Source organism: Nocardioides korecus (assembly GCF_054778395.1).
On record NZ_BAAGZO010000008.1, the window covers coordinates 186,490 to 206,556 of the forward strand.

Here is a 20,067-nt window from a genome sequence, read left to right on the forward strand (position 1 = left end):
GGGGCGGCCCCGCTAGTCGTCGCGGTCGGTGGTGAGCCCGGTGCCCCAGGCCCGGTGCTCGACGACGACCCCGGCCGCCTGGGCGGTCTCGGGGGCCACCGCCCCGATGCCGACGACCCCGACGGCCGCGGCGGTGAGGACGGCGGCGATGCTCCTGCGGATGCGGTGCTGGCTCATGACAGCAGCGTGCGACGCGCGGCTGTGGACCGCCCGGGCGGCGGCTGGGCGTCCGCTGTGCACGCACCCGGGGCGCGTACGCCGGTCAGACCCGGCCGGCCTTCTCCCACAGGCGGTCGCGCTCGTCCACGGTGAGGCCCGGCAGCAGCAGGCCCATGTCCTCCCGCAGCAGGCGCTCCCACTCCTCGGCGCTGGTCACCCGTCGCATCGAGCGTCCCGCCGGACCGTGCTCGACCCAGGCGTGCCCGCTGAGCACCGACACCCCGTCGACCCGTCGCCGGTTCACCGACAGGTGCCGCAGGGACGGCGACTCGGGGTGGGTGCTGTCGAACGCGAACCCGGTCGCGAAGTCCTCCAGGCGGGCCGGCGCCTCCGCGAAGTCCAGCAGCCGGATGGCGGCCAGGCGACGGTCGTGCCGGAACACCCACCGCCCGGGCTCGGCGGCCCGGGCCAGCGCGTAGCTGAAGCCCCCCGGTTGGTGGACCTCCCCCTCGGCCAGCGGGAAGCAGTCCAGGGGCCCGTTGCCCAGGCCGACGTCGCAGAACCAGGTCGTCCCCTCCACCCGGACCAGGACCACGGCGTGGGCGTCGGGACGGGCGCCGGGCCGGCTGTCGAAGCCCCGCTGCACGCGCGAGAGGTGCAGGCTCGCGTCGTACCCCAGCCGGGTCAGCAGCCAGACGAACGAGCTGTTCAGGTGCACGCAGCCGCCGCCCTCCCCCGACACGACCGCCCGCACCAGCGACTCCTCGGTCAGCTCAGGGACGCGACCGCGCGACTTCCAGATGGTGTCGTGCGGGAACCGCAGCACGTGGGCCCGGTGCAGGGCGAGCAGCTGCTCGCGGCTGGGCGCGCCGGACGGCACCTGCAGCTCGGCGAGGTAGGCCTGCACCAGCTGCTCCTCGGAGAGGGACCCGCCGGTCGGGGCGGGGCCCACCAGGGGCGGCAGCCCCGCCACCGCGAGGGCGGCGATCCCCGCCACGGGCGGGGTCGTCGCCTCGTCGGCAAGGCCCTCGGCGGGCGCCCCCAGGGGCTCGGCTCTCATCACGTCTCCACTGCCACACCCGAGAAGGTCCACTAGTCGAGACAAGGTCTACCACCGCGTGTCCGCGCCCGTCCGCGCATGCCCGACTCTGCGGCGTTCTGTCCGCTTCTGGTCTAGCCACGTCACGGGACGCTCGCCCGTGTCGGGCCGCCTGTCAGGCAGGTGTCAGGTAGGGGGCGGGCGAGACCGGCCGGTCAGCCCCGGGACCCCGGTCAGGCGTCGATGGTGTCGGCGTCCACCTCGTAGGCGCCGGCCACGATGAAGTCCTTGCGGGGTGCGACCTCGGAGCCCATCAGCAGCTCGAACACGTCGGCGGCCTGGGCGGCGTCGTCGGCGGTGATGCGGCGCAGCGTGCGCTGGCGGGGGTCCATCGTGGTCTCGGCCAGCTGGTCGGCGTCCATCTCGCCCAGGCCCTTGTAGCGCTGCACCGGGTCCTTCCAGCGCACGCCCTTCTTGGTCAGCTCGGCCATCTTCCGCTGCAGCTCGGGGTCGGAGTAGGTGTAGACGTACTTCTCCATGCCGCGCTTGGGGTTGGTCAGCTCGATGCGGTGCAGCGGCGGCACGGCGGTGAACAGCCGCCCCGAGGTGACCAGCTCGGGCATGTACTTGAAGAACAGGGTCGCCAGCAGGCAGCGGATGTGCGCGCCGTCGGAGTCGGCGTCGGCCATGAAGATGATCCGGCCGTAGCGGGCCTGCTCGAGGTCGAAGGTCCGACCCGACCCGGCCCCCACCACCTGGATGATCGAGGCGCACTCGGCGTTCTTGAGCATGTCGGCGACGGTCGCCTTCTGCACGTTCAAGATCTTGCCCCGGATCGGCAGCAGCGCCTGGAACTCCGAGTCCCGGGCCAGCTTGGCGGTGCCGAGCGCCGAGTCGCCCTCGACGATGAACAGCTCGGAGCGGTCCACGTCGTTGGACCGGCAGTCGGCCAGCTTGGCGGGCAGGGCCGAGGACTCCAGGGCGTTCTTGCGCCGCTGGGTGTCGCGATGGGCACGGGCGGCCAGGCGGGTCTTGGCCGCGCCGGCGACCTTCTCCATCACCAGCTTGGCCTGCGCCTTCTCACCCCGCGCGGTCGAGGTGAGGAACGACTTGAGCTCCTTGGCCACGACCTTGCGCACCACCGAGCGGGCGGCCGGGGTGCCGAGCACCTCCTTGGTCTGGCCCTCGAACTGCGGCTCGGCCAGGCGCACCGTGACCACCGCGGTCAGCCCCTCCAGGACGTCGTCCTTGACCACGTCGGCGTCGTTGACCTTGAGCACCTTCGAGGCCCGCATGGCGTCGTTGAAGGTCTTGGTCAGCGCGGCCTCGAAGCCGCTGACGTGGGTGCCCCCCTTGGGGGTGGAGATCACGTTGACGAAGGAGCGCAGCTCGCTGTCGTAGCCGGTCCCCCACCGCAGCGCGACGTCGACGCCCAGCTCGCGCTCGACGTCCTGGGGGGTCATGTGGCCCTGCTCGTCGAGCAGCGGCACCGTCTCGGTGAACACGTCGGCGCCCTGGAGCCGCAGGACGTCGGTGACCGGCTCGTCGTGGGCCAGGAAGGTGCAGAACTCGGCGATGCCGCCGTCGTGGCGGAAGGACTCCGTGCGCTCCTCCTCGGCCCGGCGGTCGACCAGGGTGAGCTCGAGGCCGGGGACGATGAAGCTGGTCTGGCGCGCCCGGGTGACCAGGTCGTCCCAGGTGAACGCGGCGTCGGCGGTGAAGATCTGGCGGTCGGGCCAGAACCGCACCCGGGTGCCGGTGACGCCCTTCTTGACGCGTGACCCGGCGTGCAGCCCGGACTCCTCGATGAAGGCCGCGGTCGCGCCCTCGCCGTCGAACACGCCGGGGACGCCGCGTCGGAACGACATCCGCCGCGTGGTCGGGGAGCGGTCGACCTCGACGTCGAGGCGCGCGGACAGCGCGTTCACCACCGAGGCACCCACGCCGTGCAGGCCGCCGGTGGCGGCGTACGAGCCCCCGCCGAACTTGCCGCCCGCGTGCAGCTTGGTGAAGACCACCTCGACCCCGGACAACCCGGTCTTGGGCTCCTTGTCGACCGGGATGCCGCGGCCGTCGTCGTGGACCTCGGCCGAGCCGTCGGGGTGCAGGACGACCCGGACCGCGGTGCAGAAGCCGCCGAGCGCCTCGTCGACCGCGTTGTCGATGACCTCCCACAGGCAGTGCATCAGGCCCCGGGTGTCGGTGGAGCCGATGTACATCCCGGGGCGCTTGCGCACGGCCTCGAGACCCTCGAGCACGAGCAGGTGCTGAGCGTTGTAGGTGTTGTCGGCGATGACGGTGACCTCGGCAGTCGGTCTCGGGCCGGGCGGGCAGTCCCGGGGGGACGCCGCCGGACGCGCGGGTGGGGCAGGGGGTGAATCTACCGAGTCGTCCCCCCGCCCAGACGCACCAGCCGGGGCGTTTCGACACCTCCCGGCTTGGGCCGTGTGCTGCACTGGAGGAGGAGACGACCTGAGTGAGTTGGTCGGTTTCGCCGTGAAGGTCCGATCGGCGGGGCAGACTCGACGCACGACGTGAGCAGGACCACCTGTGTGACATGCAGTGGACTGGGCACGGAAGGAAGCATCCAGCGTGGTTGACTGTTGTGACTGCGACTCGAGAACGCGACCGGCGACAACACCGGGGCAGGACCGAGGACCAGTCACCCAACGAGAGTGAGGCCAGACGTGACTACTGCGACAGCCCCCAGCGCCATGCCGCTCACCGCGGTCGACCGGTGCGACCGATGCGGCGCCCAGGCCTACCTCCGCGTCCAGCTCAAGGGCGGTGGCGAGCTGCTCTTCTGCGCCCACCACGCTCGTGAGCACGGCGAGAAGCTCCGCGAGGTCGCCGAGCACGTGCAGGACGAGACCGGCAAGCTCGCCGACCGTCCGGCCGTCAGCACCGACGACTGAGCGCCCGACAGACCTGATCCGAGGCCCCGGTCCCTGGTGGACCGGGGCCTCGGCCTTTCCCCTCACGCCCCCGTCCTCGGGACGAGGTGCGCACCCACCCGCGAGGAGACCCGCCGTGCCCGGCGACCTGACGCGCCAGCCCGCCCCGGCGGCGGTCCGGCGATGACCGGCGTCCTGCTCGCGCTCGGCGCGGCCGCGGCGTACGGCCTCTCCGACTTCGTCGGCGGCGTCGCCTCCCGGCGCTCCTCGGTCTGGCCGGTGGCCTTCACCGCCTGCCTCGGCGCGGCGACCGGGTCGCTGGTCCTGGCCCTGCTGCTCCCCGGACGACCAGGGGGTGCCGACCTCGCCTGGGGCGCGCTCGGCGGCATCGGCAGCGGGATCGGCACGGCGTTCCTCTACCGCGGGTTTGCCCGCGGCCGGATGGGGGTGGTCGGCCCGGTCTCGGCCGTCGGCGCCGCGCTGCTGCCGGCGGCGGTCGGGGTGCTCGCCGACGAGCGTCCGTCCGCCCTGGTCTGGGCCGGGATGGTGCTGGCGCTGCCCGGCATCTGGCTGGTCTCCCAGGAGCCGTCGGCGCCGGAACGGGCCGCCGGGCCGGCGCCCGCGTCCCCCGCGGCGAGGCGACGGGGACCGGCCCCCGGCCTGGCCGACGGGGTCCTGGCCGGCGCCGGGTTCGGCCTCCTGTTCGCGGCCCTGGGGCAGGTGCCGGAGGGATCGGGGTACTGGCCGGTGTTGGTCGCGCAGCTGGTCTCCCTGGTCGCCGTGGTGGCGGCCTCGCTGCTGCTGGGCGGCGACCCCCGTCCGCGCGTGCCCGGGCACTGGGTGGGCCTGCTGGCCGGGCTGACCGCCACGACGGCGGTGGTGGGGTTCGTGCTCGCCCGCCAGCAGGGACTGCTCAGCGTGGCGGCGGTGCTGACCTCGCTCTACCCCGCCGCCACCGTGCTGCTGGCGGTGGTGCTCCTGCACGAGCGCCTGCACCGCGTCCAGACGCTCGGCCTGGCCCTGTGCGGGGTCAGCGTGGTGTGCGTGGTGCTGGGCTGAGGCCCACGCTGAGGCCTCCGAGGACTCGGCCTCCGAGGACCCGGGTCAGCGCGGCACGGCCAGGCTGAGCGCGAAGTCACCGGCCGGGTCGGTCCACCACCGACGCAGCTCCAGCCCGGCGGCGGCCAGCTCGGCCTCGACCGTCGCGCGCCGGAACTTGGTGGAGATCTCGGTGCGCAGCTGCTCCCCCGCCGCGAAGCGCACCTCCAGGTCGAGGGCGCGCACGCGCACGAGCTGGTCGACCGTCGACTCCAGCCGCATCTCGATCCGCTCGTGCTCGGGCACCCAGACCGACCGGTGCGTGAAGGCGTCGAGGTCGAAGTCGGCACCGAGCTCGCGGTTGAGGACGGTCAGCACGTTCTTGTCGAAGGCGGCCGTCACCCCCTGCGCGTCGTCGTACGCCGCCACCAGCCGGTCGACGTCCTTGACCAGGTCGGTGCCCAGCAGCAGCGAGTCGTCCTCGCCCATGGTCAGCCGCACGTCGGAGAGGAACACGGCGCGCTGGTCGGGGTCGAGGTTGCCGATGGTCGAGCCGAGGAACGCGACCAGGCGGCGCGGGTGCCGCGGCAGGTCACGCAGGTGGTGCTCGAAGTCGCCGACCACCGGCTCGACCTCGAGGCCGGGGAACTCGGCGGCCACCGACCGCCCGGCCTCGCCCAGGACGGCGGGGTCGACGTCGAAGGGCACGAAGCGCTGCAGGGTGCCCGTCGCGCGCAGGGCGGCGATCAGCAGCCGGGTCTTCTCCGAGGTCCCGCTGCCGAGCTCGACCAGCGTCTCGGCGCCGCTCGCGGCGGCGACCTCGTCGACGTGGGCCTCGAGGATCGCGCGCTCGGCCCGGGTCGGGTAGTACTCCGGCAGCCGGGTGATCTCGTCGAACAGGCGGCTGCCGTGGGCGTCGTAGAAGTACTTCGGCGGGATCGTCCGGGGCGTCGAGGTGAGACCCGCCCGGACGTCGAGGGCCATCTGGTCGGCCAGGGCGGTGGGGTCGAGGTGGACGCGGGCGTCGGCGACGGGCACGGTCAGGTCTCCAGGGGGGTCACGGTGACCTCGCGCCGGGCCACCTCCAGCAGGTGTCGGTCGGGCACGTCGACCCAGCGCGGGTCGTCGTCGTAGGGCTCGCTGGCCACGACCACCCCGTCGGGGGTGACCAGGTAGCTCAGCGGGTCGCCCCAGGTGGTGGCCAGCACGCGGGTGCCGTCGCCGGCCAGCAGGCTCAGCCGGGCCGCGGGGTCGAGCCGGGCGACTCCCGTGACGATCCGGCCCAGGTGCTCGGGGCCGACGTCGAACACGTGGGCGGCCAGGAGCGCGGAGTCGCAGACCGACTCCGCCAGCGGCGCGGGCGGCAGCACCGAGCGGTCCACCCGGCCGTTGTGGGAGAGCAGCCAGCGGCCGTCGGTGAACGGCGCGGCCGCGCTCTCGTCGGTCGGCATCCCCTCGGTGGCCGACCGGACCGCGGCCACCACGGCGCCGGCGCGCAGCACCGGGGCGACCGAGGCGAAGGAGGTGTCGCTCCACAGGGGGCGCGAGGAGCGCCAACGGACCGGCTCGGCCGCGTGGTCGGCCCAGAAGCCGACCCCCCAGCCGTCGGCGTTCATGGTGCCGTGGGACTGCCGGCGGGGCGCGTAGCTCTGGTGCAGCAGCCCGTGCTCGGGCTCGAGCACCAGCGCGGCGACGGAGCGCGGCTCACCGAGCCAGGCCACGTGACGGCACACCTCAGGCGTCCCAGGCCAGGCGCAGGCCGCTGAAGACCTGGCGACGGATCGGCAGGTCCCAGTTGCGGAAGGTCGAGCGCACCGCGTCGGCGCCGACGGCCCAGGAGCCCCCGCGCAGGACGCGGTAGTCGCCGCCGAAGAACGGCGCGCTGTAGTCGGCGTACAGCATCGGGGCGAAGCCGGGCCAGGGCTCGAAGCCCGAGCTGGTCCACTCCCAGACGTCGCCGACCAGCTGCTCCACGCCGTACGCCGACGCGCCGGCCGCGTAGGCACCCACGGGCGCCGGTCGCAGCGCCCCGCCCCCGAGGTTGGCCAGCGCGGGGGTCCACACCGAGTCGCCCCAGGGCCAGCGCCGCTTGCGTCCGGCCTCCGGGTCCCACGTGGCCGCCTTCTCCCACTCCTGCTCGGTGGGCAGGCGGGCGCCGGCCCACGCGGCGTACGCCTGGGCCTCGTGGAAGCTGACGTGCTGGACCGGCTCCTCGGGCGGCACGTCCTCGACGTGGCCGAACCGGCGGCGGGACCCGTCGGCGGACCAGAACAGCGGCCGCTCCAGACCGGACTCGACCCGGTGGGCCCAGCCCCGCTCGGACCACCAGCGGGGCTCGTCGTACCCCCCGGCCTCGACGAAGGCCTGCCACTCGGCGTTGGTCACCGGGACCCGACCGATCCGGAACGCCGGCAGGTCGACGACGTGGGCCGGGCGCTCGTTGTCCAGGGACCACGGCTCGCTCTCGGCGTCGGTGCCGAGCACGAAGGGCCCGGCCGGCACCAGCACGGAGTCGTGCGGCACGGGCCGGCCCGCGGGCAGCGGGGAGCCGGCACCCAGGACGGGCGCGCCGCGCCGCAGCTGGTGGGTGGCCAGCATGGTCTCGACGTGCTGCTGCTCGTGCTGCTCGACCATCGAGAACGCGAACAGCTCGCGGCCGTCCTCGACCGGCACGCGCTCGAGGGCGTCCAGGACCCGGCCGCGCACGTCAGCCAGGTAGGCGCGGGCCTCGGTGGGCGCCAGCAGCGGCAGGTCGACCCGGGCGGCGCGCGGGTGCTCGAAGGCGTCGTACAACTTCTCCACGCGGGTCGAGAGCAGGCCCTGGGCGCGGCTGTCGCCCCCGCGCAGCAGCCACAGGTCCTCCTGCTGGCCGATGTGGGCGAGGTCCCAGACCAGCGGGCTCATCAGGCGGCTGTGCTGGGCCAGCAGCTCCGGCTCCTCCACGTCGGTGACCAGGCGGGTGCGGCGCCGGGCCTGCTCCAGGCCGAGCGCCCGGGCCTCCCGGGTGGTGCCGGGGCCAGGTCCGGAGTCGGGGCGGGGGGTGGTCTCAGGCACGGGCTTCCTCCTCCAGGACGGCGAGCGGGCCGACGGCCTCGACCCGCCTGCGGATCTCCTGGCCCGGGGAGCTCCCCGCGACCACCAGCTCGCTCAGGGCCTCGACCTCCGGACGGAGGGCGGCGGGGCCGTGGGCCACGGCCAGCTCGAGGCACGCCTCGACCGCGCGGCGCACCGCGCGGTCCTCGAGGCCGTGGCGGGCGGCCGTCTCCCAGGCCCCGTCGACGGGCTCGCACACCTCCCGCGCGCGCTCGGAGGCGACCGGGTCGTCGACCAGGGTGGCCACGAGCGAGGCCACCGCGCCGGTCCAGCGGTCGGGCAGCGCGTCGATGCAGCGGATCTCGAGGTAGCCGCGGGGTCGGACGGGCGGGAACAGCGTGGTCAGGTGGTAGTCGAGGTCGGCCGTGGTCGGCGTACGCCGGACCGGGCCACGCCCCTGGAGCCAGTCGGCGAAGGAGATCCGCTCGGTCACGGCGAGCATCGAGCCCGGCGCGTGCGGCGGACCGGGGTCGCGCACCAGCATCACGGGCGCGCTGAGGGCGTAGTCGGCCCACGCCGCGGTCGGCTCCCCGCTCGCGAAGGGGTCGCTGCGGCCGCGGTCGATCCCGTTCCAGCAGCCCTGCCGCATGCTGTGCCAGCCCGAGGACCGGCCCGCCAGGTAGGGCGAGGTCGCGGACAGCGCCACCAGCACCGGGGTCATCGAGCGCACCAGCGCCAGCCGGCGCTCCCAGCCCGACCGCGGCCCCGCGTCGAGGTTGACCTGGAGGGCCGCGGTGGAGGACATCATCGACTCCCCCGACCCACGGCTGCCCAGGGCCCCGAAGTGCTCCTCCATCGCGTCGTAGCGCGGGTGGGGGTTGACCCGGCGGGCGGGGCGCGCCGGGTCGGTGCCGAGGGCCGCCGCGCCGTACCCGAGCTCGTGCAGGCGCGAGCGCATGACGGCCTGGTCGGCCCGCAGGGCGGCCACGGAGGCGACGACGTCGTCGGCCGGTGGGGTCGAGAGCTCGACCTGTCCCCCGGGCTCGAGCGTCACGCTGCTGCCCGAGGGCATCGTGCCGACCGCCGCGACCACGTCGAGCACGCGGTCCCACGCGGGGCGGCGCCCCGGGTCGGCGAGGTCGACCAGGTGGTACTCCAGCTCCAGCCCGACCCGGCCGCCGGCGTCGGGGGTCAGCGCGTGCTGCGCCACGTGGTCGCGGGCGGTCGCGACGGGATCGAGCTGCTGTGCGGCCACGGGGGCCCCCTCCAGGTCCGGACCAGTCCGGTGAGGACTGCGGGTCGGTGCGGGGGCGGCTGCGGGGTGGTGCCGGGGGTGGTGCGTCGCTGCTGGAGCCGTCCTCGAGTACCCCTCAAATGTGGCACAGCGCGCCGACAAGACCAAGGCGGGGCCCACCGCGACCCGTCACCTCAGCGCGCGGCGAGCGCCCGGCACACGGTCAGCAGGGCCTCGTCGGTGAGGTCCACGTGGGGGCTCAGCCGCAGCCCCGGGCCCGTCGCCGCCATGTCCACCGGAGCCCTCCAGGGCAGGCACACGGTGGTCACCACCCGGTGCTCGCGCAGCAGGCGCTCGCGCTCGACGCCCACGTCCTGACCCCGGGTCGGCAGCAGGGTCGTGGTCGCGCCCGCCGGCGCCTCCGGCCGGTCCGCGCGCCACCCGGGCAGGTCGAGGGCGGCCTCGCGGACCCGGGCCCCCACCTCCCGCAAGCGGTCCCGGACCCGGTGCGGCCCGAGGTCGTGCAGCTCGCGCACCGCGACCCCGAGACCCACCCGGCCGGCGACGTGGGCCTCGTCGGACTCCAGGCGCCGCACGACGTCGGCGTCCGCGTGCTTGGCCAGCCGCTTGACCCGCAGGGCGGCCCGGTGCTCGGGCGCCACCGCCAGCACCCCGACACCGCGCGGACCGGCCAGCCACTTGCGGCTCGTGGCGAGGACGGCGTCGGCGCCGGTGACGGCGTCGAGGTGGCCGAGCGACTGCGCGGCGTCGACCCAGACCGGTACGCCGTGGGCGCGCCCCAGGGCGGCGACGTCGACGACCGGCTGCACCAGTCCCCGGTGGGCCGCGGCCTGGTCCACGAGCACCAGGTGCGGCGGGTCCAGGGCGAGGCGGCGGGCGAGGCCCTCGAGGTCCACCACCCCGACGCCGTCGACCGGCAGCAGCTCGGGGACGAGCCCGCGGTGGCGCAGCGACTCGACGTTGGGCTCCCAGGCCGACGGGGCCACGCCCACCCGCGCCCCGGGCGGCAGCGGCCAGCACTCGAGCAGCACGTCCAGGGCCCGGGTGGCGCTCTCGACGAAGGCCACGCCGGCGGGGTCGGTCCCCAGCAGCACGGCCACGTCGGACCGCGCCTGCTCCACCGCGGGGGCGTGGACCTCCGCGGCGACGTAGCCACCGTCGGTCGCCTCCAGGAGCGCGTGGGCGGCGACCGCCTCGAGCACCGCCCGCGACGACCGCCCGGCCGAGGCCGAGTCGAGGTGCACCGCGTCGGTGGAGGGTCGCGCCTCGGCCCAGGCCCGCCAGGGGTGGGGGCCGGCGGGGGACGCGGTGTCGGGCTCGGCGGGCTGGTGGTCGCTCACCGCTCCACCCCACCACACCCCGGCACACCCGGGCCGAAGCCCTCAGCCGCGCCCGGCGGCGGCCGCCTCCACGAGCGCCCGGAACAACCCGGCGTCCTCGGCCACCTCGGGGTGCCACTGCACGCCGACGGCGAACCGGCCGCCCGGCTGCTCGATCGCCTCGAGGCTGCCGTCGTCGGCGCGGGCGACCGCCGTCCAGCCGGGGTGGGTCCGCACCGACTGGTGGTGGTGGCAGCCCACGACCAGGTCCTGGGCCCGCGGACCCAGGACCTGCGCCAGCCGGCTGCCGGGCTCGATGCTGACCTCGACCTGCCCGAAGGCGTCGCCACCGGGGTCGTGGCGACGGTGCCCGAGCTCGTCGGGGACGTGCTGCACCAGGGAGCCGCCCGACCCGACCGCCATCACCTGCATGCCCCGGCACACCCCGAGGGTGGGCAGGCCGCGCGCCTCGGCCGCCGCCAGGAGCGCGAGCTCCCAGGCGTCCCGGTCGGGGCGCGGCACGCCCGTCGCGGGGTGCGGCTCCTCGTCGTAGCGGGCCGGGTCGACGTCGGCCCCGCCCGCCACGACCAGGGCGTCGAGGCGGGCGACCACGGCGGTCGCCGCGTCGGCGTACGGCGTGGTGGGCGGGAGCAGCACCGGCACGCCGCCCGCCCGCTCGATCGAGAGGGCGTACGACGTGGGCAGCAGGTCGGCGCCCTGGTCCCACACCCCCCACCGCGCCCGCTCCCGGTAGGTCGAGAGCCCGATCAGCGGTCGCACGTCACGCACCGGCTCACAGGGGCGTGACGTAGGCGCCCGAGATGCCACCGTCGACCAGGAACGTCGAGGCGGTCATGAAGCTGGACTCGTCGGAGGCCAGGAACAGCACCGCGTTGGCCATCTCCTCGGGCTCGCCGAAGCGACCCATCGGCACGTGCACGAGGCGACGGGCCGCGCGTTCGGCGTCGGAGGCGAAGAGCTCCTTGAGCAGCGGGGTGTTCACCGGCCCCGGGCACAGCGCGTTGACGCGCACGCCCTGGCGGGCGAACTGCACGCCGAGCTCACGGGTCATCGACAGCACGCCGCCCTTGGAGGCGGAGTAGGAGATCTGCGACGTCGCCGCGCCCATCACGGCCACGAAGGAGGCGGTGTTGATGATCGAGCCCCGGCCCTGCTCGATCATGTAGGGCAGGGCGGCCTTGCAGCACAGGTAGACGCTGGTCAGGTTGACCTCCTGCACCCGGCGCCAGGCCTCGAGCTCGGTGTCGAGGATCGAGTCGTCGTCGGGCGGGGAGATGCCCGCGTTGTTGAACGCGACGTCGACCGAGCCGTAGGTGTCCTTGGCCGTCCTGAACAGCGCGTCGACCTGCTCCTTGTCGGTGACGTCGACGTGGACGTACGTCGCGACCTGCTCGCCACCGAGCTGCCCCACCAGCTCGTGGCCGCGCTGGTCGTCGATGTCGCCGATGACGACCTTGGCACCCTCCTCGGTGAAGCGCTGGACGGTGGCGAGACCGATCCCGGAGCATCCTCCGGTGACGACGGCGACACGGCCCTCGAGGCGACCTGGGCGTCCTGACATGGTGGTGGTTCCTCTTCTGTAGGGGCGATCTGGGGGACGGGGTGGTGCGGGTCAGTCGTGGCTGAGGAAGACGTTCTTCTCCTCGGTGAACGCGTTCGGGGCGTCGGGCCCCAGCTCGCGGCCGAGGCCGGACTGCTTGAAGCCGCCGAACGGGGTCCAGTAGCGGACCGCGGAGTGGCTGTTGACCGAGAGGTTGCCGGACTCCACCCGCCGCGCGACCCGCAGGGCGCGTCCGAGGTCGCGGGTGAAGATCGAGCCGGACAGACCGTAGTCGGTGTCGTTGGCGAGGCGGACCGCGTCCTCCTCGTCGTCGAAGGGCATCACGGCCACGACCGGGCCGAACACCTCCTCGCGCCAGATCGCGGCCGACGGGTCGTCGGCGAGCACGACGGTCGGCGGCATCCAGAAGCCGCCCAGGTCCGGCGCCGAGCCGGTGAAGGCGACCTCGGCGGCGTCGACGTAGCCCGCGACCCGCTCGTGCTGGCGCGCGGAGATCAGCGGCCCCATCTCGCTGTCGGGGTCGCTGCCCGGGTCGGTCACGCGCATCGCGGTGACGGCCTGCTCGAGGCGCCCCAGGAACTCGTCGTACGCCGGCCGCTGGACGAGGATCCGCGAGCGGGCGCAGCAGTCCTGGCCGGCGTTGTCGAACACGGCGTACGGCGCGCTGGCAGCCGCCCTGGCCACGTCGGCGTCGGCGAAGACGATGTTGGCGCTCTTGCCGCCCAGCTCGAGGGTGACCCGCTTGACCTGGTCGGCGCACCCGCGCATCACCTGCTGGCCGACCGCGGTCGACCCGGTGAAGGCGACCTTGCGCACCAGCGGGTGGGTCACGAAGCGCTCCCCCACGACCGGGCCGGCGCCGGGCAGCACCGTCAGGACGCCCTCGGGCAGCCCGGCCTCCAGCGCCAGCTCACCGAGCCGGATCGCGGTCAGCGGGGTCAGCTCGGCGGGCTTGAGCACCACCGTGTTGCCGGCCGCGAGCGCCGGGGCCATCCCCCAGCCGGCGATCGGCATCGGGAAGTTCCACGGCACGATGATCCCGACGACGCCGAGCGGCTCGCGGAAGGTGACGTCGATGCCCCCGGGGACCGGGATCTGGCGACCGAACAGCCGCTCGGGACTGGCGGAGTAGTAGTTCAGGCAGTCGCGGACGTTGCCGGCCTCCCAGCGGGCGTTGCCCAGGGTGTGGCCGGCGTTGAGGACCTCGAGCTGCGCGAGCTCCTCGACGTGGGCGTCGACGACCGCGGCGAAGGCCCGCAGCAACCGGGCGCGCTCGCCGGGCGCGACGTCGCGCCAGGAACCGAAGGCCTCCTGGGCGCGCTCGATCGCGGCGTCGGTCTGCTCCAGCGAGGCGAGCTCGACGTCGCGCACGACCTCGGCGGTCGCGGGGTTCAGGACGGTGAAGGTGGACACGGTGAGGACTCCTCGGGGGCGGAGGGGGTGCGGGTGGGGCGGTGGTGCGAGGGCGTCACATGCGCTCGAAGCCGCGCCGGCGCTCCCAGTCGGTGACGGAGGCCTCGAAGGCGGCCAGCTCGACGTCGGCCATGTTCGTGTAGTGGTCGACGACCTCCGCACCCAGGGTCCGCCGCGCCAGGTCGGAGCCGGCGAAGGCCTCGCGGGCGGCGCGCAGGGTGCGCGGCACGGTCGGCAGGCCCTGGCTGTAGGCGTTGCCCTCGGTGGCCGGCCCGAGCTCCAGCCCCCGCTCGACGCCGTCCAGCCCGGCGGCCAGCATCGCGGCCACGGCCAGGTAGGGGTTGACGTCGCCGCCCGGCACGCGGTTCTCCATCCGGGCACCGGCGCCGTGGCCGACCAGGCGCACCGCGCAGGTGCGGTTGTCCTCGCCCCAGGCGATCGCGGTGGGCGCGAAGGACCCGTCGGCGAAGCGCTTGTAGGAGTTGACGTTGGGGGCGAAGAGCAGCGTCAGGTCCTCCATGCCGGCCAGGATCCCGGCCACGAACGAGTCGTAGGTCGGCGTACGGCGTCCGGCCTCGTCGTCCCAGAACACGATCTCGCCGTCGGGGCCGCGCAGCGAGAGGTGCACGTGGCAGGAGTTGCCCTCGCGCTCGTCCCACTTGGCCATGAAGGTCAGCGAGCGCCCGTGCAGGGCCGCGATCTCCTTGGCGACGTTCTTGTAGACCGCGTGGTCGTCGCAGGTCTTGACCACGTCGGCGTACAGGAACCCGATCTCGTGCTGGCCGAAGTTGCACTCGCCCTTGGCGCCCTCGACGTCGAGGCCGGCGGCGTACATCGTGTTGCGGATGTCGCGCAGCAGCGGCTCGACGCGGGTGGTGCCGAGGATCGAGTAGTCGACGTTGTACTGGTTGGCCGGGGTCAGGCCGGTGTAGTTCGCCGACCGGGCCGCCTCGTAGGTGTCGTCGAAGAGGATGAACTCCAGCTCGGTGCCGGCCACGGCGGTGTAGCCCATCTCGGCGGCGCGGTCGACCTGGCGCTGGAGGATCGCCCGCGGCGACTGGACGACCGGCGTGCCGTCGGGCCAGGCGAGGTCGCACTGCACCATCGCGGTGGCCGGGAGGTGGGTCAGCAGCCGGATGGTGTCGAGGTCCAGCACGAACTCCATGTCGCCGTACCCCCGCTCCCACGAGGTGATGGCGTAGCCCTCGACGGTGTTCATCTCCACGTCGACCCCGAGCAGGTAGTTGCAGCCCTCGGTGCCGTGACCGAGCACCTCGTCGCGGAAGTAGGCGCCGTGCAGCCGCTTGCCCTGGAGCCGCCCCTGCATGTCGGTGAAGGCCACCACCACGGTGTCGATCTCGTCGGCGTCGATGCGGGCCACCAGGTCCTCCACGGACAGGTGTCGGGCGTTGCGGGTCATGGCGTCTCCATCGTGTCGGTCCGGTGAGCGGTGCGGTGCCGTACGTCTGTCATCCCAGCAGCCCCCGCAGCAGCGCGGCGGTGTCGTCGCAGTGCTGCTCCATGGCGCGCCGGGCCCGGGCCGGGTCGCCGCCCAGGACGGCCTCGACGATGACCTCGTGCTGCCGGTCGGAGTGGGCGATGTTGGCCTCGAGCACCGGGATCGCGCGCAGCATCTCGTCCAGGCTCGCCTGCACCGAGGTGACGGCCTCCACCACGCGGTCCGAGCCGGCGAGGGTGGCCAGGGTGAGGTGGAGACGGGAGTCGGCCTGGCGGTGCGCGCCCGGGCGGTGCGCCGCACCGACGGCCGCCAGCGCCGCGTGCAGGGCCTGCTCGTCGGCGCTCGAGAGCGTCCGCGAGGCCGCGAGGGCGCAGGCGCCGGGCTCCACGACGCGGCGGAAGGTCAGGGCGTCGAGCCACCCGGCCCGGCGCTGCTCCTGCTGGGGGCCCGAGAGCCGCGAGGTCAGGCTCGGTCGCTCGGTGACCACGGTGCCGCCGCCCCGACCGCGGGTGGTCTCGACCAGGCCGGCCTGGCGCAGGGCGGCCATCGCCTCGCGCAGCGTCGCCCGCGAGACCGCCATCCGCTCGGCCAGCTCCCGCTCGGGGGGCAGCGTGCTGCCGCGGGGGTAGGCGCCCAGCCGGATCGCGGTCGCCAGCTGCTCGACGCAGGCCTCGAAGGCGTGGTGGCCTCGGACCGGTCGGAGCACCGCCTCCCCCAGGGTCGCGCCCCGCGGCGCCCCTGCGGGCGTGGGGAGCTCGGGCGCGGCGGAGGTCACGGCGGTCATCCTGCCACCCGCTCCGTCGCTGTCAATGGTCTGAGTTCAAACCAAAACGGTCACGACCCTGGACGCCCCCTCGACGGCGGGTCTAGCCTCCACGCAACTCAGTGCGGCGCCGCCGCCTCCGGCCGTGCCGGCCCGCCCGCCCCCGTAGGAGTGCCCGTGACCGACACCTCCCACCTGTCCGAGGACGAGCAGGAGCTCGCCCGCCTCGGCTACACCCAGGAGCTGGACCGGTCGTGGTCCGGGTTCTCCAACTTCGCCATCTCGTTCTCGATCATCTCGATCCTGGCGGGCTGCTTCACGACCTTCTACCAGGCCTGGCAGAACGGCGGACCGGTCGCGATCAGCTGGGGCTGGCCGGTCGTCTCGCTGCTGATCCTGGTCATCGGCTTCACCATGAGCGAGCTGGTCTCGGCGTACCCCACCTCCGGCGGCATCTACTGGTGGGCCTCGAAGATGGGCGGCCCCGCCGCCGGGTTCTTCACCGGCTGGCTGAACCTGATCGGTCTGCTGGCCGTGACCGCGTCCGTGGGGTACGGCGCCGCGACCTTCACCGACCTGACCCTCAGCACGGTGTCGACGTCGTGGGCGAGCGGGACCGGCCTCACGCGGACCTACCTGATCTTCCTCGTCCTGATGGTCCTGGCCGTGGTCGCCAACGTCTTCGGCGGCCACCTGCTGGCCGTCATCAACAACATCTCGGTGTGGTGGCACGTCGCCGGCGCGGCCGCGGTCATCCTGATCCTGGTCTTCATCCCCGAGACCCACCAGTCCCTGCACTGGGTCTACACCGAGAAGATCAACAACTCCGGGTTCGACGGCGGTGCCGTCGGCAACGCGAAGTACTGGTTCCTCGTGCTGCCCCTCGGTCTGCTCCTGACGCAGTACACGATCACCGGGTACGACGCCTCGGCCCACCTGTCGGAGGAGACCGCGTCCGCGTCCAAGGCGGCGGCCAAGGGCATCTGGCGCTCGATCGCCTACTCCGCCATCGGTGGCTACATCCTGCTGCTGGCCTTCCTGTTCGCGGTCCAGGACCCGAAGGGCGTCAGCAAGGCCTACGGGTCGGTGGACGCGATCTTCGGTCAGGCGCTGCCCTCGGGCTGGCACTTCCTGGTCCTGCTGATCTCCACCGGCGGCCAGCTGTTCTGCCTCACCGCCTGCATGACCAGCTGCTCCCGCATGACCTTCGCCTTCAGCCGCGACGGTGCCATCCCCGGCTCGCGCCTGTTCGCCAAGGTCAGCCCGCGGACCCGCGTCCCGGTCAACGCCGTGCTGCTGTGCTTCGTGGTCGGCGTGGTCATCACCGCCCCGGCCCTGTACGGCGTCGGCGGCGTCCCCGTCGCGTTCCTGGCCGTGGTCTCCATCGCGGTCATCGGCCTCTACCTCGCCTTCGCGGTCCCGATCTTCCTGCGGTGGCGGATGGGGGACGACTTCGAGGCCGGCTCGTGGACCCTGGGCAGGAAGTACAAGTGGATGAACCTGCTCGCCGTCGCCGAGATCGCGATCGTCTCGATCTACTTCATCCTGCCCTTCAGCCCGGCCGGCACCCCCGGCAACAAGGACTTCACCTGGGCCTCGGTCAACTACGCGCCGATCCTCACCTTCGGCACGCTGATCGTGCTGGCCGTCTGGTGGCAGACCTCGGCCAAGAAGTGGTTCACCGGCCCCAAGCACACCATCGACACCGACGTCGTCGGGGCCTTCGACGACTAGCCGCCGCGCACCGACCCGGGGCCTCACCACCCCGGGTCGGTGCGCGGCGGGGCGGCGCACGTCGTGCATGCTGACGCCATGCACGACGCGCAGGACGTGACTCGCCCCGACGACGCGAGGTCCCGGTCGCACCCGAGGTCGGGGACGGTGGTCCTGACGCTCGTCGTCGCCGCGGTCTACCTCGGGCTCGCCTGCCTGTTCTACTGGCCGGTCTCCCCCCTCGACCCGCACCACGTGGTCAAGTGCGCCTGCTCGGACTCGGTGCAGCAGACCTGGTTCCTCCAGTGGGTCCCGTTCGCGCTCAGCCACGGGCACGACCCCCTGTTCAGCACCTACCTGAACGCCCCGGCCGGGGTGAACCTCGGCGTCAACACCTCGATGCCCCTGCTCGGGTTCCTCGGGTGGCCGGTGACGGCGTGGCTCGGACCCGTCGCCGCGTTCAACGCCCTCCTGCGGCTGGGTCTCGCGCTCTCGGCGCTCTCGATGTTCCTGGTGCTGCGCCGCTACGTGAGGTCCCGCGCGGCGGCGTTCCTCGGTGGCCTGCTCTTCGGGTTCTCCCCCTACATGCTCGCCGAGGGGCAGCTGCACGTCTTCCTGGTGTTCCTGCCCCTGCTCCCCCCACTGATCCTGCTCCTGGACCGGTGGCTGATCAGCGCGGACGCCTCCCCCTACCGGTGCGGAGCGCTGATCGGCCTGCTCCTGGGCCTGGAGATGCTGATCTCGGTCGAGCTGTCGGCGCTCTTCGTCATCCTCGGGGCGATCGCGCTGGCCCCGATCGCGCTCGTGCGCCACCGGCAGGTGAGGTCGCGGCTGCCCGCCCTGGCCCGCGGGACCCTGGCCGCCGGAGCCGCCGGCCTGCTCGTGGGCGGCTACCCGATCTGGATGTTCCTCCGGGGCCCGCAGCGTCCCCAGGGTCCCCCTCACTCGGTGTCCAACCTGGACAGCTTCCACGCCGACCTGCTGTCCCTGGTCCTGCCCTCGCGCCCCCAGTGGATCCGCACCCCCTTCCTCCAGGGCGTGGCCGACCAGTTCGTCAAGGGGGTCGTGCACGAGAACGGGTTCTACCTCGGGGTGCCCCTGCTCGTCCTCCTGCTGGTCGCGCTGGTGGTGCTCCGCCGGAACCTCCTCGTGGTCGGCCTCGGGACGCTGGGCGTGGTCTCGTTCGTGCTCGCGCTGGGCATCGAGCTGACGGTGGCCAACCGGGCGACGGGCGTCCCGCTCCCCCTCGCCGCGGTCACCGGGGTGCCCGCGCTGCAGGAGATCGGTCCCACGCGCTTCGCCCTGCCCATCCAGCTCGTCGCCGCCGTGCTGCTCGCGCTCGTGGTGGACCTCGGGCTGCGGCGCTCCCGCCTCACCGGGGCACGCCGCACGCTCGCGGTGACGGCGGTCGCCCTGGTCGCGCTGGTCCCGCTCCTGCCGAACGGTCCCGCCACCAGCGTCCCGGTGCCGACCTCGGCGTACTTCGCGGGTCGGGGGGTCCAGGAGATCCCGGCCGGCGCCACCGTGCTCACCTACCCTTACCCGTCGTACTCGGGCAACATCGCGATGATCTGGCAGATCGAGAGCGACCTGCGGTTCCGGCTGACCGGCGGCGAGATCTACGTGCCCGGCCCCGACGGGACGAGCAAGAACTACCCGCACGGCGACCTGCCCCGCTCGTTGTGGGACGTCCTGGTCGAGGGCGGCCCCCAGCGCAGCACGCACTGGTCGCCGCCCACGTCCGCCCCGCGACGGCGTCTCGCCACGGCCCTGCGCGCCTACGTCGCGACCCACCACATCGACGCGATGGTCGTCTCCCCGACCGGACGCCAGGGACGGTGGGTCGCCACCCTCACGCGGGCCGCGCTGGGTCCCCCGACCACGGACCGCGAGGGGTACCTGGTCTGGAGGCTGCCCGCCTTCCGGTGACCCGACCGGTCGGGCGGCCCCTCAGCCCAGCCCGTGCCGCACGGCGTACGCCGCCGCCGCGGCGCGCGACCGCAGCCCGAGCGTGAGGTAGACGTTGGCCACGTGGCGGTGGACGGTGTGCTCGCTCAGGTGGAGCTGCCCGGCGATCGCCGCGTTGCTCAGGCCCCGGGCCAGGAGCTGCAGGACCTCGACCTGGCGCTCGGTCAGCCCGTGACCCTCGGGTGCACCCCCCTCCGCCCGGGTGAGCCCGAGCGTTCCGCGCGCCAGGGCCTCCTGCTCGCGAGCACCGGACTCGTCCCCGCCGGCGCGCAGGGCCGCCGCGAGCTCGAGCCGCGCCTCCGCCTCGTCGAAGGCGAGGCCGGCGGCGCGGAACCCGCGAGCGGCGTCCTGCCAGTGGCGCACGTCCCCGGGCGGCGGCGCCAGCCTGGCCCGGGCGGCGGCGGCCTGGGCGAGGAGGGCCGGCGTGGCGAC

General features: G+C 74.0%; 18 protein-coding genes. 4 read left to right on the forward strand and 14 right to left on the reverse strand.

Annotated features, from left to right (window positions below):
* Nucleotides 1-12 precede the first annotated feature (12 nt).
* The 3 genes from ACYVDA_RS16830 to ACYVDA_RS16840 all read right to left on the reverse strand — a co-directional run bounded on the left by ACYVDA_RS16830 (nucleotide 13) and on the right by ACYVDA_RS16840 (nucleotide 3,492).
* Nucleotides 13-177 carry a hypothetical protein gene (locus tag ACYVDA_RS16830; protein WP_460819597.1) on the reverse strand — a complete coding sequence of 55 codons (165 nt, stop codon included), beginning with the start codon at nucleotides 175-177 and terminating at the stop codon, nucleotides 13-15.
* 85 nt (nucleotides 178-262) lie between these two features.
* On the reverse strand, nucleotides 263-1,219 hold the full coding sequence (locus ACYVDA_RS16835) for an arylamine N-acetyltransferase family protein (protein ID WP_460819598.1): 957 nt from the start codon (nucleotides 1,217-1,219) through the stop codon (nucleotides 263-265).
* Between the two features lie 212 nt (nucleotides 1,220-1,431).
* Nucleotides 1,432-3,492, reverse strand: a complete 2,061-nt coding sequence (locus tag ACYVDA_RS16840) for a DNA gyrase/topoisomerase IV subunit B (protein ID WP_460819619.1) — start codon at nucleotides 3,490-3,492, stop codon at nucleotides 1,432-1,434.
* 420 nt (nucleotides 3,493-3,912) lie between these two features.
* On the opposite strand from ACYVDA_RS16840, the gene ACYVDA_RS16845 reads away from it, so the two are divergent.
* Nucleotides 3,913-4,113 (forward strand): DUF7455 domain-containing protein, encoded by a 201-nt coding sequence (locus tag ACYVDA_RS16845; RefSeq protein WP_460819620.1) that lies wholly within the window; start codon nucleotides 3,913-3,915, stop codon nucleotides 4,111-4,113.
* Nucleotides 4,114-4,275: 162 nt separating this feature from the next.
* Nucleotides 4,276-5,151, forward strand: coding sequence for an EamA family transporter (locus ACYVDA_RS16850; protein WP_460819599.1), 876 nt, complete (start codon nucleotides 4,276-4,278; stop codon nucleotides 5,149-5,151).
* A 45-nt stretch (nucleotides 5,152-5,196) separates the two neighbouring features.
* Here ACYVDA_RS16850 and egtD read toward each other — a convergent pair whose 3' ends face one another.
* The 10 genes from egtD to ACYVDA_RS16900 all read right to left on the reverse strand — a co-directional run bounded on the left by egtD (nucleotide 5,197) and on the right by ACYVDA_RS16900 (nucleotide 15,966).
* Nucleotides 5,197-6,168, reverse strand: coding sequence for an L-histidine N(alpha)-methyltransferase (egtD, locus tag ACYVDA_RS16855; RefSeq protein WP_460819600.1), 972 nt, complete (start codon nucleotides 6,166-6,168; stop codon nucleotides 5,197-5,199).
* A gap of 2 nt (nucleotides 6,169-6,170) precedes the next feature.
* Nucleotides 6,171-6,851, reverse strand: a complete 681-nt coding sequence (gene egtC, locus ACYVDA_RS16860; RefSeq protein WP_460819601.1) for an ergothioneine biosynthesis protein EgtC — start codon at nucleotides 6,849-6,851, stop codon at nucleotides 6,171-6,173.
* 13 nt (nucleotides 6,852-6,864) lie between these two features.
* A complete protein-coding gene (gene egtB, locus ACYVDA_RS16865; RefSeq protein WP_460819602.1) occupies nucleotides 6,865-8,184 on the reverse strand; it encodes an ergothioneine biosynthesis protein EgtB in 1,320 nt (439 codons plus the stop codon).
* Complete coding sequence (gene egtA / locus ACYVDA_RS16870; RefSeq protein ID WP_460819603.1) at nucleotides 8,177-9,418, reverse strand: ergothioneine biosynthesis glutamate--cysteine ligase EgtA; 1,242 nt, start codon at nucleotides 9,416-9,418, stop codon at nucleotides 8,177-8,179. Before egtA ends, egtB begins: the two co-directional genes overlap by 8 nt.
* A gap of 173 nt (nucleotides 9,419-9,591) precedes the next feature.
* Entirely contained in the window at nucleotides 9,592-10,758 is a 1,167-nt protein-coding gene (locus ACYVDA_RS16875; protein ID WP_460819604.1) for an aminotransferase class V-fold PLP-dependent enzyme, read from the reverse strand.
* A gap of 42 nt (nucleotides 10,759-10,800) precedes the next feature.
* The gene (locus ACYVDA_RS16880; protein WP_460819605.1) at nucleotides 10,801-11,526 is read right to left on the reverse strand and encodes a gamma-glutamyl-gamma-aminobutyrate hydrolase family protein; all 726 of its coding nucleotides are present in this window, start codon (nucleotides 11,524-11,526) and stop codon (nucleotides 10,801-10,803) included.
* A gap of 4 nt (nucleotides 11,527-11,530) precedes the next feature.
* Entirely contained in the window at nucleotides 11,531-12,319 is a 789-nt protein-coding gene (locus ACYVDA_RS16885) for a 3-oxoacyl-ACP reductase (RefSeq protein WP_460819606.1), read from the reverse strand.
* Nucleotides 12,320-12,370: 51 nt separating this feature from the next.
* Complete coding sequence (locus ACYVDA_RS16890) at nucleotides 12,371-13,732, reverse strand: aldehyde dehydrogenase family protein (RefSeq protein WP_460819607.1); 1,362 nt, start codon at nucleotides 13,730-13,732, stop codon at nucleotides 12,371-12,373.
* A 55-nt stretch (nucleotides 13,733-13,787) separates the two neighbouring features.
* Nucleotides 13,788-15,152, reverse strand: coding sequence for a glutamine synthetase family protein (locus ACYVDA_RS16895; RefSeq protein ID WP_460819608.1), 1,365 nt, complete (start codon nucleotides 15,150-15,152; stop codon nucleotides 13,788-13,790).
* 49 nt (nucleotides 15,153-15,201) lie between these two features.
* Nucleotides 15,202-15,966 carry a FadR/GntR family transcriptional regulator gene (locus ACYVDA_RS16900; protein ID WP_460819609.1) on the reverse strand — a complete coding sequence of 255 codons (765 nt, stop codon included), beginning with the start codon at nucleotides 15,964-15,966 and terminating at the stop codon, nucleotides 15,202-15,204.
* Nucleotides 15,967-16,131: 165 nt separating this feature from the next.
* On the opposite strand from ACYVDA_RS16900, the gene ACYVDA_RS16905 reads away from it, so the two are divergent.
* Both ACYVDA_RS16905 and ACYVDA_RS16910 read left to right on the forward strand, forming a co-directional pair.
* Nucleotides 16,132-17,688, forward strand: a complete 1,557-nt coding sequence (locus ACYVDA_RS16905) for an amino acid permease (protein ID WP_460819610.1) — start codon at nucleotides 16,132-16,134, stop codon at nucleotides 17,686-17,688.
* A 78-nt stretch (nucleotides 17,689-17,766) separates the two neighbouring features.
* A complete protein-coding gene (locus ACYVDA_RS16910; RefSeq protein ID WP_460819611.1) occupies nucleotides 17,767-19,596 on the forward strand; it encodes a hypothetical protein in 1,830 nt (609 codons plus the stop codon).
* Between the two features lie 21 nt (nucleotides 19,597-19,617).
* Here ACYVDA_RS16910 and ACYVDA_RS16915 read toward each other — a convergent pair.
* Nucleotides 19,618-20,067 (reverse strand): helix-turn-helix transcriptional regulator (locus tag ACYVDA_RS16915; RefSeq protein ID WP_460819612.1); only part of this gene is annotated, 450 nt, incomplete at its 5' end.